Here is a 16,774-nt window from a genome sequence, read left to right as displayed (position 1 = left end):
CTCCGGTGGATCTGATCGGTCGTGAGCACCCGGTCTCGGTCCTGCGCGCGGAGATCACGCGGGTCACGCAGAGCCACGGCGGGCTGGTGTTCGTCACCGGCGAGGCCGGCATCGGCAAGACCACGCTCGTCACCGGCGCGGTCGACGCCGCGCGCGGCGAGGGCGCGCTGGTCCTCAACGGCTCGTGCTGGCAGTCCGACAGCGCGCCCGGCTACTGGCCGTGGATGCAGGTCGTGCGCGGGCTGCGCCGGGCGGTACCCGCCGACGAGTGGGCCGCGGTCGCCGATGCGGCCGGCGACGGGTTGCGGGTGCTGCTCGGCGAGGGGGTGGGCCAGTCCACCGACACGTTCGAGTTGTACGACGCGGTCACCACGGCGCTCGTCTCGGCGTCGCACGGCCGGCCGGTCGTGGTGGTGCTCGACGATCTGCACTGGGCTGATCCGGCGTCGGTGCGCCTGCTCGAGTTCGCCGCCCAGCACTCGTGGTTCGAGCGGCTCCTGGTCATCGGCACGTACCGCGACGTCGAGGTCGAGTCGCCCGACCACCCGTTGCGTCCGCTGCTCCTTCCGCTGCTCGGCCGCGCCACCACGGTGAGCCTCTCCGGGCTGGCGGAGGCCGAGGTCGGCGCGCTGATCCGGCGCACGGCCGGCCGCGAGCCCGAGCCCGATCTGGTCGCGGAGGTGCACCGGCGCACCGGCGGCAACCCGTTCTTCGTCGAGCAGTCGGCCCGGTTGTGGCACAGCGGCGGCTCGGCGACGGCATTGAGCCCGGGCGTCCGCGATGCCCTGCACCGGCGGCTGTCGATGCTGCCGCCGCCGGTGGTCGAGGTGCTCACCGGCGCGGCGGTGCTGGGCCGCGAGTTCCACCGGGAGGTGCTGTCGGCAACGGCGGGCCCGGCCGACGTCGACCGGCTGCTGGAACAGGCGGTCACCGCGCGGCTCGTCGTCGTCCTCGGGTCCGGTGGTTTCGCGTTCGTGCACGACCTCGTCCGCGAAACCCTGTACGACGACCTGGCCGCCGCCGACGCCCGCCGACGCCACGCGGAGGTCGTGCGGGCCGTCGACCGCACGCCCGGGATCGCCGGCCGGATCTTCCCCGCCGACCTGGCCCGGCACGCCTACCTCGCCGGTGCCGACCTCGACGCCGATCGCGCGGTCGCCCTCCTGCTCGCCGCCGCGCAGGACGCGGGCAACCGCATCGCGATCGAGGAGGAGATCACCCACCTGCGCCGCGCGATCGAGCGGGCCGAGAGCCTTCCGCGTCGCCTGGTCACCGTCAACCTCGACCTCGGCGCCGCGCTCATGATGTACGGCGACACCGAGGAGGCCTGGCGCCGGTACTACGACGCGGCCGCCGTCGCCCGCGACCTCGACGACGACCTGCTGGTCACCCGGGTCGCCCTCACGTTGTGCCGCAGCGAGCCCGAACGCGCGCCGTCCGGCGGTCGCGCGATGATCGCGGCGCTGGTGGCCGAGGCCTACCGGCGGTTGGTGGGCCCGGTGCCGGCGGCCGAGGAGGCCGAGCTCGCCGCGGCCGGTGCCGCGGCCGGTGCCGCGGCCGGTGCCGCGGTCGCCGCCTCGGCGCCCGGCGTCGCCGGGGTCCTGCCCAACGGCTCGCTGCTGTCCTTCGCACCCGGCCAGGCCGCGGTGGCGAAGCTGGCCGACGAGATCACCGACCGGTTCGTCGCGCTGGCCCGCGCCGGCACCGACGACGACGCGCTGCGCTTCGGCCTGTGGGCCCGGCACAACACGATCTGGGGCCTTGGCACCGCGCCCGAGCGGTGCCGGCTCACCGACGAACTCATCGCGCTCGCCCGGCGCACCGGCGACCCGGTGATGGAGCACCTGGCCACCTCGTTCCAGTGGGTGGCGCTGCTCGAACTGGGCGACCCGCGCTACCTCGACCGCTTCCACGCGCACTCGGCGATGGCCGAGCGGATCGGCATGCCCACCGCCGCGTTCGGCGCGCTGATCGACCAGAGCATCATCCTCACGATGCTCGGCCGGTTCGACGAGGCCGAGAAGTGCCTCAACCAGGCCGACGAGGCGTACTCACACCGCCACCCGTACTTCCAGTTCATGGCGCTGCACCTGCGCTGGGCGCTGCTGACGACGCAGGGCCGGTTCGTCGAGACCGCCGACCTGCTGGTGGCGCTCGCCGGCAGCGAACACCCGGCGCCGAACCTGCTCGCGGCGGTGGTGGCCCTCCAGCGGGGCGACGCGCCGTCCGACACCGGTACCGACAACCTCCAGCACACGCTCGACTTCCGTCCGCTGATCCTGCGGGTCGCGGCGCAGGCGGCGGCGGCCAACGGCGACGTCGCCCGGTGCGAGCGGGCGCACGAGGAGTTGCTGCCGTACTCCGGCCAGTGGCTGGTGTCGATGTACGGCTGCGACATCAGCGGGCCGGTCGACCTGTGGCTCGCGGTGGTCGAGGCCGCGCTGGAACGGTGGGAGCCGGCGTTCGAGCGGTTCGCGGCGGCGCTGGAGTCGGCCGAGCGGCTGGGGGCGCGTCCGTGGGTCGTCGAGGTCCGGGTGCGGTACGCGGCGGCGCTGCGGGCGCGCGGCGGCCCGGGCGACGCGGCGGCGGCAGCGGAGATGTACGCCGCGGCCACGGCCGAGGCGGCCGAGATCGGTCTGCGTCATATCGCCGTGTCGGCGCCGGCTTCTGTTTCGGTGGAGCCGCCCGGTGCTGTCGCTCATTTCCGCGCCGACGGTGCGGTGTGGAACCTCGGCTACGCCGGCCGCACCGTCCACTTCCCCGACGCCAAGGGCCTGCACGACCTCCACGCCCTGGTCTCCCGCCCCGGCGTCGCGGTGGCGGCGGTCGACCTCCTGAACCCCGCCGGCGGCGACGCGGTGCGGGCCGCAAGATCGATGGGCGGCGACCCGATCCTCGACGACGAGGCCAAGGCCCGCTACAAGTCCCGCCTGACCCAACTCGACGACGAGATCGACCGCGCCACCCTCCGCGGCGACGCCGCCCGCGCCGCCAAACTCGACCACGAACGCGACGCCCTCCTCACCGAACTACGGGCCGCCGCCGGCCTGGCCGGAAGAACCCGCCGCCTGGGCGACGAAGCCGAACGCGCGAGGAAGACGGTGACCGCCCGAATCCGCGACACCCTCCGCAAACTCGACGACCAGCACCCCGAACTGGCGGCCCATCTCCGGCAGTCGGTCTCGACGGGCGCGACGTGCGTGTACCAGCCGGGTTCACCGGTGCGCTGGACGCTCTAGATCCATGCCTTCCGCGAGCACAGTGCACCCGCGGACTGGTGGGCCGCCGGGGACTCGAACCCCGAACCTATGGATTAAAAGTCCACAGCTCTGCCATTGAGCTAGCAGCCCGAGCCTGTCAGGGTACCGGGCGAACCGCGTCCCCTTGTAACGGGTTTACATTCTGCCGCTCAGGCCGCCGCCAACTCGGCCACTTTGGCTGCTTTCGGGTTGACCAGCCACTGCCCGGCGACGTGCACGGTCGGCACCGTTTCGTTGCCGTCGGCGACGGCGCGGACCGCCGCCGCCGCGGCCGGGTCTTCCCAGATGTTCACCTCGGTGAACCGGATCTTCCGCTTGCGCAGCCCGCGCCGGAGCATGAAGCAGAAGGGGCAGCCCGGCCGGGTGTAGACCACGATCTCGCCAGCCATGCTTAGACGGTACGTCAGGTGGCCCAGGTCAGCTGGCCGGCCGGGGTCACCGTGGCCCGGCAGGTGAAGACCGGCACCTCGGGGTGGCCGGCGAAATGGCGCAGCCGCCCGGCGGCGTGGAACGTCAGGGCCGGCACACCGTAGACAAGGGCATCGGCGACGTCGCTGAGCATCTCGGCCACCGAGGGCCAGGAGACCACGTCGACGAAGCTGCCGGCGTCGTCCCATTCGCCCACGCACCCGTGGAGCGGGCCGCCGCGCAGGTCGACGAACAGGAAGCGGCCGTGCCCGTCGGCGGCGATGGGGAGGAACGCGCTCTGGAAGCCGCGGCTGGGATCGCCGCCCTCGCCGTCCACAATGGACTCTCCGCGCCGCAGGTGCAGATCGAGCCGGTACCGGCGGGCCTCCAGCGCGTCGGCGACGGACAGCGGCGTGTGTTCCATCGGGATCAGCCGCTCGGCGCCGCTCGCGTCGCCGGCGATCCGCCACCACTCGGCGAGGTCCGGCGGCAGCGGCCGGCCGATCGCGCGCTCGACCTCGTCGAGATCAAAGGAAGAGGACGCCGACAGCCCGGCAGCCGTTGCCGGGGCGGAGCCACCCAGCCAGTCCACGATCCGCTTCCACGACTCCTCCACCGGCGCCACGCCCCCGATTGTCGTCGCTAAACGCCCTTCATGGCGTAAAACGCACGATTCGCTCTGAGCCGAAAGGAGCCTTAACGAATCAGTCTCGGCCTTACGGGCCTTCCGCGCCGTGTGGAACGCTGTCCGCCATGGTCCTTGAGGTCGCTCAGTTCGATATCACCGCCGGGCAGGAAGAGGAGTTCGCGTCCGCCTACAAGACCGCCCGGCAACTGCTCGCCGACACGCCCGGCTGCCGGTCGGTCCGGATGACCCGGGGCATCGAGACGCCCACGCGCTTCATCCTTCTCGTTGAGTGGGACTCGGTGGAGGCGCACGAGGTCAACTTCCGGCAGTCGCCGAGCTTTCCCGAGTGGCGTCGGCTGATCGGGCCCTATTTCGCGAGCACCCCGCTGGTCGAGCACTACTCAGACATATAGCCATGGAACTTTCGCTCACGGGGGCGACACTCGGCTACGGGCGGGCCGATCCGGTGCTCGCCGAGGTGTCGTTTGAAATCCAGCCCGGGCGGCTGCTCGCGGTCACCGGACCGTCGGGAGCCGGCAAGACCACGCTGTTGTCGGCGCTCGCCGGCCTGCTCGCGCCGCGCAGCGGCAGCGTCACGGTCGACGGCGCGCCGCTCGCCGGCCGCGACCAGGCGGTGGCGGCGGGCATCGTGCTCATCCCGCAGGACAACGGGCTGGCACCGATCCTCACCGCGCAGGAGAACCTGCAGGTGGTGCTGATCGCCCGGGGACGCATACCGGCCGAGGCCCGCCGCGACACCGCGATCGCGCTCGACAAGCTCGGCCTCTCCGGTCAGGCCGATCAGCTGGTCGAGGAGCTGTCCGGCGGCCAGCAGCAGCGCACGGCGATCGCGCGCGGGCTGGCGCTCGGCGGCACGGTTCTGCTCGCCGACGAGGTCACCAGCGAACTCGACGCCGGGAACCGGCAACGGGTGCTCGAACTGCTCCGGGCCGAGGCCGATCGGGGTGCCGCCGTGGTGCTGGCCACCCACGACCCCGAGGCCGCGGCCGCGTGCGACACCGAGATCCGCCTGAGCGAGGGCCGCGCCGCCGAGCTCCGCAACGGCCGCGCCGCCGAGATGCGCGACGGCCGCGCCGCGGAGGGCCGCGCCGCGGAGGGCCGCGCCGCGGAGGGCCGCGCGGCCGCGCCGGGCCGTGACAACGGCACCAGCGCCCGGACATGATCCGCATCGTCCTCGCCGCACTCCGGCGACACCCCTCCCAGGCGGTCGCGGTGGCGGTGCTGGCGGCCCTCGCCGCCGCCATCGCCGCGGTCGTGCCGGCCTACCTGGTCGGCGCCGCCGAGGTGGGCACGGTCGCCGCGGTCGAGTCGGCGTCGCCCCGCCTGCGCCTGGTGATCGCGCAGAAGAAGGACGTCGCGGGCACCGACGTCGCCGGCGTGATCCGGTCCACCGCCGATCCGGTGCGGGCCACCCTCGACCGGCCCGGCCTGACGACAGTGGCGAGCGTGCGCACGTCCGGCACGGTCCGCACCGACAAGGATGTCAGCCTGGCGCGCGACATCGCCTACCGCGACGGCGTCTGCGAACACCTCCGGATCACCGGCGCCTGCCCGAAGGCCGACCGGGAGATCATGGTCAGCAACCGCGTCGCCGGCGATCTCGGCCTTGACGTCGGCGCCCAGGTCACCTTCACGCCCAACCGCGGACAACCGGCCCGGTTCACGATCAGCGGCCGCTACGAGGCCGGCGACACCGACGACCCGTACTGGGTCGGCGGCACGCTGATCCGCTCGGAGCCGGTGTTCGCCACCGCCGGCACGATCAGCCTGCTGGCGGTGTCCGACCTCATCGTCACCGTCGAGGGCATGGTCACCCCGGAGCTGTTCACGCACGTCGAGGCGGTGGCCGACGCGCGGGCGGTCACCGCGGACCTCGACCGGCTCATCGCCCGCGACGGGTTCGACGTCATCACGTCGATCGGCCCGCTCGCCGACCGCGTCACCGCCAACCGCCGGGTGATCGCCGCCGGTGTGCCGGTCGCCGGCCTGCAACTCCTGCTCCTGTGCTGGTTCGCGCTCGGGCTAGCGGTCCGCCACGCGGGCGCCGGCTGGCGTCCCGACGTCGGCCTGCTGAAGCTGCGCGGCGTGCCGCCGGGCCGCGTCACCGCGCTGGCCGTCGGCCGGTCGGCGGTGCCGATCGCGGCCGGGGCGGTGGTCGGCGCGATCGCGGCGCTCGCGCTCCGCGGTCCGGTCGAAAATGCTATTGGACGCGCGCAGGCGCGCCCGGCGCTCGTCGTCCCCGACGGTCTGGTGCTCCTCGGCGGGGCCGGCGCCGCTCTCCTGGCGGTGATCGGTTCGCTGGCGATCGCGTTCGTCGCCGAGCGCCGCATGCTCCGCGAGCCCGTGGTCGACCTGCTGCGCCAGGTACCGGCCCGGCAGGGCGGCTGGCGGGCCGGTGCCGCCGAGGTGCTGGTCGCCGCGCTCGCGGTCGCCGCCGTCTACCAGGTGCGCTCGGCCCCCGCCGACGATCCCGCGGCGGCCGGGCTCGCCCTGTTCGTGCCGGTGCTCGTCGCGCTGGTGGTGGCGCTCACCGGCACCCGGTTGCTGGTTCCCACGGCGGCCGGGGTGGCCCGGCGGGCGTTCGGCGCCGGCCGGCTGTCGACCGGTCTCGCCCTCCTCGACCTCGCCCGGCGTCCCGGCGCACGCCGGCTGGCGGCGCTGCTCGTCACCGCGTCCGCCCTGCTCGTGACCGCGACCACCGGATGGGCCACGGCGGCGTCCGCGCGGGCCGACCGCGCGGCCGTCGAACTCGGTGCGCACACGGTGCTGACGGTCGGCGCGGAGAGCGCGGCGCACCTGATCACCGCCGTCCGCGCGGCCGACCCCGGCGGCCGGAACGCGATGGCGGTGGTGGTCGGCCGGACGAGTGGCTCGTCCGACGCGTCGCCGGTGGTCGCCGTCGACTCGCCGCGCCTGGCGGCCGTCGCGGCGTGGCCGCACAGCGGGTCCGGGAAGGGCGCTGTGGCCGGCATTGGGGCCGATCCGCGCGACCTGGCGGCACGGCTCAGGCCGCCGGCCGGTCAGCCGGTGATCGCCGCGGGCGGCGCGGTCGAACTCGACCTCACCGTGCCCGCGGCCGACCCGCCGCCGCAGGTGACCGTCGAGGCGGCCCTGGTCGACAAGCGGGGCACGCGCATCACGGCGGCCCTCGGGCCGGTCGGGCCGGGCCGGCACACGGTCCGCGCCGACACGCCCGGGTGCGCCGACGGCGGCTGCCGGCTGGTCGGGTTCGTGCTGGTCGGCGACCGCGAGGGCAGCGAGCCGGTGGTCCTGCACCGGCTCGGCCAGGCCGATCCGCCGGCGACGCTGGTCGACGGGACGGGGTTCGCCGACCTCGGCCGCTGGCGGCAGCCGCTGACCTCCCGCAAGCCGTGGCTGCTGGTCAGCAACTCGGGCGACGGGCTGGCGCTGCGGATCGACCAGGTCGTTCCGATCCCGCTGACCGACAGCGTCACGCTTCCCGGCGGCACCGGACCGCCGGGCGTGCCCGACGCGTTGACCGTCGAGGTGGCCGACGCGCCCGTTCCGCTGCCCGCGGTGGTCAGCGGCGCGCTGGCCGAGACGCGCCGGGCCGGCGGCCAGCCGACCCCGCTGCTCGGTGGCGGCGGCATCCCGCTGCGGCAACTCGGTACACCGGCGGTGCTGCCCCGGGTCGGGCCGACGGGTCTCGTCGTCGACCTCGAGTACGCCGACCGGCTGCTGGTGGGCGTCGACGGCGCGCGCGAGGTGTGGTTGTCCGAGGCCGCGCCGGCCGGGATCCGCGACCGGCTGCGCGCGCAGGGCCTGCAGATCATCCGCACCGACACGGTCGCGGCGGCCACCGGGCGGTACGCCGCCGAGGGTGGCACCGCGGTGTTCCGGTTGAACCTGGTGGTCGCGGTGGCCGGCCTGCTGCTCGCCGCCGCGTCGGTGGTGCTGGTCGCCGCCGTCGACCGGCCGGTCCGCAACGCCGAACTGGTGCGGTTGCGGATGCAGGGGATGTCGCAGCGCACCGTGGTCCGGTCGGTGGTCGGCGGGTACGCGCTGGTGGCCGCCGTCGCCACCGGTCTCGGGGTGCTGGCCGCGGTCGCCGCGTTGCGGTTGTCGGGCGAGCGGCGGATCTTCGACGACGGCTGGGAACTGCTCACCCCCACCGGGCCGGGCTGGCTCGCGATCGTGCTGCTGGCCACCGGTCTCGTCGTGGTGAGCGCCGGCGCGGTCGCGCTGGCCTCGGCGCCGATGGTGCGCGGGAGTTCCGCACGTGGGGGTGACCGGTGACCTCGCTCATCCTGGCGTTGCTGAGCGCCCGCCGGGCGCAGGCGCTGATCGTCACGCTGCTCGCGCTGCTGGCCACGGCCGGCGCGGTGGCCGGACCGGCCTACCAGCGCACCGCCGAGCGGGCCGTCATCGGCGCCGAGGTGGCCACGTCGATGCCGCTGGAACGCAGCGTGCAGATCTCGAGCGGCCCCGGCCGGTGGGCGCCGCGCGAGTTCAGCGTGCGGATCGAGCCGCAGGTCGCCGTCCCCGGCTTCACCACCGTGTACGCGGCCGAGTTCAACGCCGCCGCCCAGTTCGGCAACCGCCAGGCCATTCCCCGGTTCTCGTACCGCGACGACGTGTGCGCGCACGTGATCATCCGGGCCGGGCGGTGCGCGTCCGGTGCCCGCGAGGTCATCCTGGGCCGGCGCACCGCGGAGGGGCTCGGTGTGGGCGTCGGTTCCGAGGTGCGGTTCGCGTCGGCGGTCCTGGTTCCCGACGGCTGGCGGGCCGGCGACTCCTGGACCGAGCTGACGCTGGTCGGCGTCTACGACCCCGGCGACCCCGACGAGCCGTACTGGGCCGGCCGCCGGTACTTCGGCGGCGCCGACCGGGCCGCACCCGAGCCGGCGTTCGTCGCCGAACCCACGCTCGAACTGGTGGCGCACGACGCGGTCGCGTACACGGCCGACCTCGTCGCCGGGCCCGACACGTTCAGCGTCGAGCGCATCGCGACCCTGCGGTTCGACCTCGACCAGTTGCGGCAGCGGATGAACGCGCTGCGCGCGAGCGTCAACACCGACCTGCCCGTGCTGCTCGACCGCATCGACGACAGCCGGGCACTGGTGGGCCGGGTGGTGCCGATCGCGGCCGTGCCGCTGATCCTGCTGTGCTGGTTCATCGTCTACCTGACCGTCGCCTACGCCACCGAGCAGCGGCGGCCGGAGTTCGGCCTGTTCGCGCTGCGCGGCCTGCCGCTCGGGCAGCGCTGGGCGCTGGCGTTGGGCCCGACCATGCTGCCGGTGCTGATCGGCGCGCCGATCGGGTACGTGCTGGGCCACGTCGCCGTGTCCGCGTTCGGCCGGGCGACGTTGCCGGTGAGCGTCCCGGTTCCGGTCGGCACCGACTACCTCGGGTACGCGGCGGTGGCGGTGGCCGGTGCCCTGCTCGCCGGCGCGTGGGCGCAGCGGCAACTGTTCCGCTCGTCGGTGGGCCCGCTGGTCCGGCGGGTCCCGCCGCGGGTCCGCACCGCCGGTTCGTTGACGGCGGTGCTGGTCGCCGCGGCGCTGGCGGCGGTCGCGGTGGCGCAGTTGCGCGTGTCGGGCGGCGAGTTGACGGGCGTGTCGCTGCTCGGGCCGGCCCTGGTGGTGCTGGCCGTGGCGCTGGCCGTGGCGCACCTGCTGGGGCCGATGAGCCGCCGCGCCGGCAGCCGGGCGCTGCGGAAGGGACGGCTCGGCCCGGCCCTCGCGGCGCTGCGGATGGCGCGCCGGCCGGGTACCCAGCGGCTGCTCGCGTTCGTCACGGTCGCGGTGGCGCTGCTCGGTTTCGCCGTGATCGCCGCGAGCGTGGCCGCCGACCGGCGGGCCGACCGCGCCGGTACCGAACTGGGCGCGTCGCGGGTGGTGCCGGTGGCGCCGGTGCCGGCCGCGACGCTGCTCGACGCCACCCGCCGGGCCGATCCCGACGGGCGGTTCGCGATGGCGGCGGTGACGATCGACCCGCCCGAGGGCCCCACGGCGCCGCGCGTCCTGGCCGTCGACAGTGGCCGGTTGGCGGCGGTGACGGCGTGGCCGGACGGCACCTCGATCCGGCCGGCCGACGTGGCCCGACGGCTGCGTCCCGCCGCCGCCGAACCGTTGGTCGTCTCCGGAACGGCGCTGCGCATCGACGTCACCGTGACGTTTCTGAACGGATCGCTGCCGTCCCTGCCGTTGCGCGCGTACCTGACCCCGGCCGACGGTCGCACCGAGAAGCGGGTCGAGCTGGGCCAGGCGCAGCCGGGCCGGGCGACCTACACCGGCGAGGTGACCGGCTGCGAGTCCGGCTGCCGCCTGGCGTCGATCGAGATCCGGCAGCCGGGCCAGGTCGACTTCACGGCGCGGCTGGTGGTGCACGGGATCACGCAGGGCGGCCCCGACCGCGAGCTCGTCACGGGCGAACAGCTCGGCGGCTGGGTGGCGAGCCGGCAGTCGCGGCCGGCCGACCGGCTCACGATCGCGCGGGCGGCCGACGGCCTGACCGTCGACGTCACCGCCGGAACCACCGGGACGCTCGACGCCCGGCTGCGCCCGCCCGACGCGCCCTACCCGGTGCCGATGGTGGCCGCCGGCCCGAAGCTGACCGACGTGGTCGGCGTCGACCAGCGGCGCGAGCCGGCGATCGAGGTCGGTCGCGTCGACCTGCTGCCCCGGCTCGGCTCCGCCGGCCGGCTCGTCGATCTCGAGTACCTGAACCGGTTGGCGCGCAGCGTCGGGGTGGCGACCAACGCCGAGGTGTGGCTGGGCCCGGCGGCGCCGGCCGACGCGGTCGAGCGGCTGCGCGCGGCCGGGCTCGTGCCGGGCACGGAACGCAGCCTCGACGGGCTGGTGACGGCGCTCGGCCAGCAGGGTCCGGCGTTGGCGTTGCGGTTCCACGTCGCCACCGGCGCGCTGGCGCTGCTGCTGGCGATCGGCGCGGTGCTGCTGGTCGCCGCGATCGACCGGGCCGACCGGTCGATCGAGCTGCGGGCGCTGCGCGCGCAGGGGTTGCGCCGGCGCGATGCCGCCGTGTACGCGCGCCGCGGTTACCTGTGGGTGGTGGCGGTCGCGGTGGTGGCCGGGATCGCCGCCGCGCTGGTGGCGTGGATCGCGGTCGGGCCGTTCGTGCCGCTGTTCGCCGACCGGGCTCCGGACGGCGCGCTGTTCTGGCCGCGTCCGCTGGCCTTGTTGTTGCCCGCGCTGGTGAGCGCGGCGGTGCTGGTGGTCGCCGCGTTCGCGGCGGCGGGCGGCCGGAGAGGATTCCGATGAACGGGTTGGCTGTGGCGTGCCGGCGGGTCGTGCACATCTACCGGGCCGAGGCCGGTGACGTGGTGGCGCTGGCCGGCGTCGACCTGTCCATCGGGCCGGGCGAGATGCTGGCCCTGGTGGGGCCGTCCGGCTCCGGGAAGTCGACGCTGGTGGCGCTGCTCTCCGGGCTGATGCGCGCCTCGGCCGGGCGGGTGAACGTCGGAACCTACGATCTCGGCAAGCTCACCGAGGCCGAACTGGCGCGGTTGCGCGGCACGCTGATCGGCGTGGTGCTGCAGGGCGCCGCCCGCAACCTGCTCTCGTACACGACGCTGCACCGCAACATCTGGCTGGCGCAGCGGCGGGCGGCGCGCACGGCCGGCATCGAACTCGACCATCCCGACCGCATCCTCGACCTGGTCGGCCTGCCCGGACAGGGCCGCGCCCGGATCGACGACCTGGCTCCGGGTGCCCGGCAACGCGCGGCGCTGGCGGTGGGCATCGCCGCCGGGCCGGGGCTGCTGCTGGTCGACGAGCCGACGAGCCAGCTGGACAGCACCGGCCGCGACGAGGTGCTGACGGCGCTGGAGACCGTGAACTCCGAACGGGGGACCACGATCGTGGTGGTCACCCACGACGCGGCGGTCGGCGCCCGGCTCGGCCGGGCGGTGACGATCCGGGACGGACGCGTGGGCGCGGAAGGCCGCGACGGCCAGGATTTCGCGGTGGTGGCCGGCGACGGGACGGTGCAACTGCCGCCCGACGTGCTCGGCGCGTTCCCGCCCGGAACCCTGTTCACGGTCGAACGGGAGGACGGCGCGGTGACCTTCGTCGTTGGTGGCACGCAGCCGCGCGAATAGGGTTCTGGGCATGACGGACGAGGTCTCTGACAGCCCCACCGCGTGGGTGGCCAAGCACATCAAGCGGTACGAGGCGTCCGACGGCACGTACATGGGCGTGCCCAGCCTGCTGCTCACCACGCGCGGCCGCCGCACCGGACAGCTGCGCCGCACGGCACTGATGTACGCCGAGGACGCCGGTCGCTACATCCTGGTGGCGTCGAACGGCGGCTCGGGCACCCATCCCGCCTGGTACCTGAACCTCGTCGCCGATCCCGACGTCGAGGTGCAGGTGCGCAGCGAGATCTTCCGGGCCCGCGCCCGCACGACCGACGGCGAAGAGCGCGACCGGCTGTGGAAGATCGCGGCCAAGGGCTTCCCCACCTACGACAAGTACGTGGTGACGGCCCGCGAAAAGGGCCGCGAGATCCCCCTGATCGTCCTCGATCGCGTGTAACGGGTCGGCATGGCTGACCGCCGGGTGGTTTCGCTGGTGCCGTCGTTGACCGAGGCGATCGCGGTCACGTTGCCCGGCGCGCTGGTGGGTGCGACCGACTACTGCACCCATCCGCCCGGCCTCGACGTGCCGCGGGTGGGCGGCAGCAAGTACCCGCGCGTCGACGAGGTGCTCGCCCTGCGGCCCGACGTCGTCGTCATGAACATGGAGGAGAACCGGCGCGTCGACGCCGAGGAACTCGAAGCGGCCGGTGTGACGGTGCACGTCACCTACCCGCGCACCGTCGCGACGGCGCTCGACGAGTTGGGCACGATGCTGCGGGCCCTGGGCGCGGCCGGGGAACCGGACTGGCTCCGGCAGGCGCGCGCCGCCTGGGCCGCGCCGGCACCCGCCGAGACCCGCACGGCGATCGTTCCCGTGTGGCGGCGGCCGTGGATCGTGGCCGGCGGCGACACGTTCACGTCGGACGTGCTGCGCCGCCTCGGCGTCCACAATCTTTTCGATGACCCCGACGACCGTTACCCGCGCCCGGGCCTTGAGGAGCTACGAGCGCTGGCGCCCGATCTCGTCGTCCTGCCCGACGAGCCGTACCTGTTCACCGCGAGCGACGGGCCCGAGGCGTTCGCGGGCCTGCGCTGCGTGCTGGTGTCGGGCCGCGACCTGACCTGGTACGGCCCGTCTCTCGCCGACGCGCGGACGCGTCTCGAACGGGCCCTTCACGGGGCGTAGCGGTAGCCCATCCCGGGCTCGGTGAGCAGGTGCCGCGGGTGCGCGGGGTCGGCTTCGAGCTTGGCCCGCAGCCGCGCCATGTACTGGCGCAGGTAGTTCGTCTCGGTGGAGTACTGCGGGCCCCACACCTCGTGCAGCAACTGGCGCTGGCTGATCAGCTTGCCGGGGTTGCGCAGCAACAGTTCCAGCAACTGCCACTCGGTCGGGGTGAGGCGCACGGCGCCGCCGTCGACCGAGTGCGCCGCGAGGTCGACCGTGAACCGGCCGATGCGCACGGTCGGCGTGTCGGCGGCCGCCCCGGCGACCCGCCTGGTCACCGCGCGGATGCGGGCCAGCAGTTCGTCGATGCCGAACGGCTTGGTGACGTAGTCGTCGGCGCCGGCGTCCAGCGCGCCGACCTTGTCGGAACTGTCGGCCCGGCCGGACAGCACGATGATCGGCACCGTGGTCCAGCCGCGCAGGCCGCGGATCACCTCGACGCCGTCCATGTCGGGGAGGCCGAGGTCGAGCACCACGAGGTCGGGGTGGAACGACGCGGCGACGCGCAGGGCCGCCGCGCCGTCGGCCGCCACCTCGACCTCGTACGAGCGCACCCGCAGGTTGATGCGTAACGCCCGCAGGATCTGCGGCTCGTCGTCGACCACCAGAACGCGCGTCACGCCAAGGCTCCGGGGAGGGTGAGCACCATCGTCAGGCCGCCGCCCGGGGTCGCCTCGGGCCGGAGGCCGCCGCCCATCGCCTCGGCCAGGCCGCGCGACAGCGCGAGCCCGAGCCCGACGCCGGACTCGTTGTCGCGGTCGCCGAGCCGCTGGAACGGTTGGAACATCCCGTCCCACAGCTCCTCGGCCACACCCGGGCCGTGGTCGATCACGCGAAGCTCCACTGTGGAGCCGAGCGCCGACCCCGTGATGACCGGTGGCGCCGACGGCGGGCTGAAGCGCAACGCGTTCCCGATCACGTTCACCAGAACGCGTTCGAGCAGCCCGGGATCCGCGCGAACGGCGGCCAGATCGGTGGGAATGTGCACGGTGACGCTGCGCGCCCGCTCGCCGAGTTCGTCGAGCGCCCGCGGCACCACCTCCTCGAGCCCCAAAACCACCGGCGTCATGCCGAGCGCGCCGGCCTGCAACCGGCTCATGTCCAGCAGGTTCGCCACCAGGCCGGCCAACCGGTCGAGCGACTCGTCGGCGGTCGCCAGCAGTTCGGCCCGGTCGGTCTCGTCGAACGCCACGTCGGGGCTGCGCAGGCTGGTGACCGCGGCCTTGGCCGACGCGAGCGGGGTGCGCAGGTCGTGGCTGACCGCGGCGAGCAGCGCGGTGCGCATCCGGTCGGCCGCCGCCAGCGGCCGGGCCGTCGCCGCCTCGTCGGCGAGCCGCTCCTGCCGCAGCGCCAACGCCGCCTGCGCCGCGAACGCCTCGACCACGCGCCGGTCACCGGCCGCCAGGCGCCGCCCGCGCAGCGCGATCGTCAGGGTCTCGTCGGCGGCCACCTCGGCGTCGGACTCGCCGGGCGTGCCGCACGGGGGATCGCCGACCGAGGCGACCACCCGCCACGACGCGCCGGGCACCCGTTCGAGCAGCGTCACCGAGGCGAGCGCGAACGTCTCGCGCATCCGTTCCAACAGGGCTTCGAGGGGACGCGCACCGCGCAGCACGCTTCCCGCGACCGTCGCCAGGGTCTGTGCGTCGGCGCTGGCCTGCGCCGCCTGCCTGGTGCGCCGGGCGGCGAGGTCCACCACCGCCGACACCGCGGCCGCGACCAGGAGGAACACGCCCAGCGCCAGCAGGTTGTCGACCTCGGCGATCGTGAACGTGTGGGTGGGCGGGGTGAAGAACCAGTTCAGCAGCAGCGACCCGAACACGGCCGCCACCAGCGCCGGGAACATGCCGCCGGCCAGCGCCACCCCGACCACGGCCACCAGGAAGATCAGGATGTCGTTGGTGAGCGACAGGTCGGGCACCACGTGCAGGATCAGCGTCAGGACCGGAAGTCCCAGCGCTGCGAGCGTCCACCCCAAAGCCCGGCGGCGGCGCGACAACGCCGCCGGAACCCGGGCCCCGCGCCGCCCGGCCGCGGCCCGTTCGTGCGCGACCAGATGGACGTCGATCGCGCCGGACCGGGCGGTCGTGGTGACGCCGACGCCCGGCGACAGCAACTGCGCGAGGCGACCGCGCCGGCTCGCCCCGAGCACGATCTGGGTGGCGTTGGTGCCGCGGGCGAACGCCAGCAGCGCCTCCGGCACGTCGGCGCCGATCACCTCGTGGTAGGTGCCGCCGAGGCTCTCGGCGAGAACCCGCTGGCGCGCCAGGTGCGCGGGGTCGGCGCCGGCGAGGCCGTCGCTGCGGGCAACGTGGACGGCCATCAGGTCGGCGCCCCTGGTGCGCGCGGCGATGCGGGCGGCCCGCCGGATCAGCGTGGCACCCTCCGGGCCACCGGTCAGCGCGACCACGACCCGTTCCCGCGTCTCCCAGGGCTCGTCGATCCGGTGCTCGGCCCGGTAGTCGTCGAGTTGGTCGTCGACCTTGTCGGCCAGCCACAGCAGTGCGAGTTCGCGCAGCGCGGTGAGGTTGCCCGACCGGAAGTAGTTGCCCAGCGCGGCGTCGATCTTCTCCGGCGCGTAGACGTTGCCGTGCGCCATCCGCCTGCGTAGCGCTTCGGGGGTCATGTCGACCAGTTCGACCTGTTCCGCGGCGCGCACCACCTCGTCGGGCACGGTCTCCCGCTGGGTGGTGCCGGTGATCTCCCGGACGACGTCGTTCAACGACTCCAGGTGCTGGACGTTCACCGTCGACAGGACGTCGATGCCGGCGTCGAGCAGGTCGCGCACGTCCTCCCAGCGCTTGGCATTGCGGCTGCCGGGGATGTTCGTGTGTGCCAGTTCGTCGACCACCGCGACCCGGGGACGGCGGGCCAGCACCGCGTCGAGGTCGAGTTCCTCGAACCCGCTGCCGCGGTACTCCAGCGTCCGGCGGGGGACGATCTCCAGCCCGTCGAGCATCGCGGCGGTGTGCCGGCGGCCGTGCGTCTCGACGTACCCGACCACGATGTCGGTTCCGCGTTCCGCCCGGCGGTGCGCCTCTTCGAGCATCGTGTACGTCTTGCCCACCCCGGGCGCCGCGCCGAGGTAGATCCGTAACTGTCCGCGTGCCACCGTGATCCTCCCGCACGCAAGCTTCGCTCATCCGTCGCTCCTGCGGCACCGTCGCAGATGC

General features: G+C 74.5%; 12 protein-coding genes and 1 tRNA gene. 8 read left to right on the top strand and 5 right to left on the bottom strand.

What is annotated here, in order from left to right:
* The first annotated feature begins 5 nt into the window (after nt 1–5).
* Nucleotides 6–3,239, top strand: a complete 3,234-nt coding sequence (locus Vau01_RS64090; protein ID WP_275424043.1) for an ATP-binding protein — start codon at nt 6–8, stop codon at nt 3,237–3,239.
* 36 nt (nt 3,240–3,275) lie between these two features.
* On the opposite strand, the gene Vau01_RS51895 is transcribed toward Vau01_RS64090, so the two are convergent.
* From Vau01_RS51895 to Vau01_RS51885, 3 genes are all read right to left on the bottom strand, one after another.
* Nucleotides 3,276–3,350, bottom strand: a tRNA-Lys gene (locus tag Vau01_RS51895).
* Nucleotides 3,351–3,409: 59 nt separating this feature from the next.
* Nucleotides 3,410–3,649 (bottom strand): glutaredoxin family protein, encoded by a 240-nt coding sequence (locus Vau01_RS51890; RefSeq protein WP_204008833.1) that lies wholly within the window; start codon nt 3,647–3,649, stop codon nt 3,410–3,412.
* A gap of 14 nt (nt 3,650–3,663) precedes the next feature.
* Nucleotides 3,664–4,293 carry an SMI1/KNR4 family protein gene (locus Vau01_RS51885; RefSeq protein WP_204008831.1) on the bottom strand — a complete coding sequence of 210 codons (630 nt, stop codon included), beginning with the start codon at nt 4,291–4,293 and terminating at the stop codon, nt 3,664–3,666.
* Between the two features lie 128 nt (nt 4,294–4,421).
* Between Vau01_RS51885 and Vau01_RS51880 the strand changes: the two genes are divergently transcribed.
* From Vau01_RS51880 to Vau01_RS51850, 7 genes are read left to right on the top strand one after another with little or no spacing between them, the layout of a single operon-like run.
* The gene (locus Vau01_RS51880) at nt 4,422–4,709 is read left to right on the top strand and encodes an antibiotic biosynthesis monooxygenase family protein (RefSeq protein ID WP_204008830.1); all 288 of its coding nucleotides are present in this window, start codon (nt 4,422–4,424) and stop codon (nt 4,707–4,709) included.
* A gap of 2 nt (nt 4,710–4,711) precedes the next feature.
* Complete coding sequence (locus tag Vau01_RS51875) at nt 4,712–5,479, top strand: ABC transporter ATP-binding protein (RefSeq protein ID WP_204008829.1); 768 nt, start codon at nt 4,712–4,714, stop codon at nt 5,477–5,479.
* Entirely contained in the window at nt 5,476–8,574 is a 3,099-nt protein-coding gene (locus tag Vau01_RS51870) for an FtsX-like permease family protein (protein WP_204008828.1), read from the top strand. The genes Vau01_RS51875 and Vau01_RS51870 overlap by 4 nt, the downstream gene beginning before the upstream one ends.
* Complete coding sequence (locus Vau01_RS51865) at nt 8,571–11,558, top strand: FtsX-like permease family protein (protein ID WP_204008827.1); 2,988 nt, start codon at nt 8,571–8,573, stop codon at nt 11,556–11,558. The genes Vau01_RS51870 and Vau01_RS51865 overlap by 4 nt, the downstream gene beginning before the upstream one ends.
* A complete protein-coding gene (locus Vau01_RS51860; RefSeq protein WP_204008826.1) occupies nt 11,555–12,397 on the top strand; it encodes an ABC transporter ATP-binding protein in 843 nt (280 codons plus the stop codon). The genes Vau01_RS51865 and Vau01_RS51860 overlap by 4 nt, the downstream gene beginning before the upstream one ends.
* 10 nt (nt 12,398–12,407) lie before the next feature.
* The gene (locus Vau01_RS51855) at nt 12,408–12,833 is read left to right on the top strand and encodes a nitroreductase family deazaflavin-dependent oxidoreductase (RefSeq protein WP_204008825.1); all 426 of its coding nucleotides are present in this window, start codon (nt 12,408–12,410) and stop codon (nt 12,831–12,833) included.
* Between the two features lie 9 nt (nt 12,834–12,842).
* Nucleotides 12,843–13,562 (top strand): helical backbone metal receptor, encoded by a 720-nt coding sequence (locus tag Vau01_RS51850; RefSeq protein ID WP_204008824.1) that lies wholly within the window; start codon nt 12,843–12,845, stop codon nt 13,560–13,562.
* Here the strand turns inward: Vau01_RS51850 and Vau01_RS51845 are convergent.
* Together Vau01_RS51845 and Vau01_RS51840 are read right to left on the bottom strand one after the other, a co-directional pair.
* Entirely contained in the window at nt 13,550–14,221 is a 672-nt protein-coding gene (locus Vau01_RS51845) for a response regulator (protein WP_204008822.1), read from the bottom strand. The genes Vau01_RS51850 and Vau01_RS51845 overlap by 13 nt on opposite strands.
* Complete coding sequence (locus Vau01_RS51840) at nt 14,218–16,713, bottom strand: sensor histidine kinase (RefSeq protein WP_204008820.1); 2,496 nt, start codon at nt 16,711–16,713, stop codon at nt 14,218–14,220. Before Vau01_RS51840 ends, Vau01_RS51845 begins: the two co-directional genes overlap by 4 nt.
* Nucleotides 16,714–16,774: the final 61 nt, after the last annotated feature.

Source organism: Virgisporangium aurantiacum (assembly GCF_016863635.1).
In the GTDB taxonomy this organism is placed as follows: Bacteria; Actinomycetota; Actinomycetes; order Mycobacteriales; family Micromonosporaceae; genus Virgisporangium; species Virgisporangium aurantiacum.
This window is presented reverse-complemented; position numbering and strand designations above follow the sequence as displayed.

Bases quoted from the DNA above. Each gene is read 5' to 3' on its own strand.
- Vau01_RS51875 (WP_204008829.1), top strand. From the start codon at position 4,712: ATGGAACTTTCGCTCACGGGGGCGACACTCGGCTACGGGCGGGCCGAT.
- Vau01_RS51860 (WP_204008826.1), top strand. From the start codon at position 11,555: ATGAACGGGTTGGCTGTGGCGTGCCGGCGGGTCGTGCACATCTACCGG.
- Vau01_RS51870 (WP_204008828.1), top strand. From the start codon at position 5,476: ATGATCCGCATCGTCCTCGCCGCACTCCGGCGACACCCCTCCCAGGCG.
- Vau01_RS51850 (WP_204008824.1), top strand. From the start codon at position 12,843: ATGGCTGACCGCCGGGTGGTTTCGCTGGTGCCGTCGTTGACCGAGGCG.
- Vau01_RS51890 (WP_204008833.1), bottom strand. From the start codon at position 3,649: ATGGCTGGCGAGATCGTGGTCTACACCCGGCCGGGCTGCCCCTTCTGC.
- Vau01_RS51855 (WP_204008825.1), top strand. From the start codon at position 12,408: ATGACGGACGAGGTCTCTGACAGCCCCACCGCGTGGGTGGCCAAGCAC.
- Vau01_RS51880 (WP_204008830.1), top strand. From the start codon at position 4,422: ATGGTCCTTGAGGTCGCTCAGTTCGATATCACCGCCGGGCAGGAAGAG.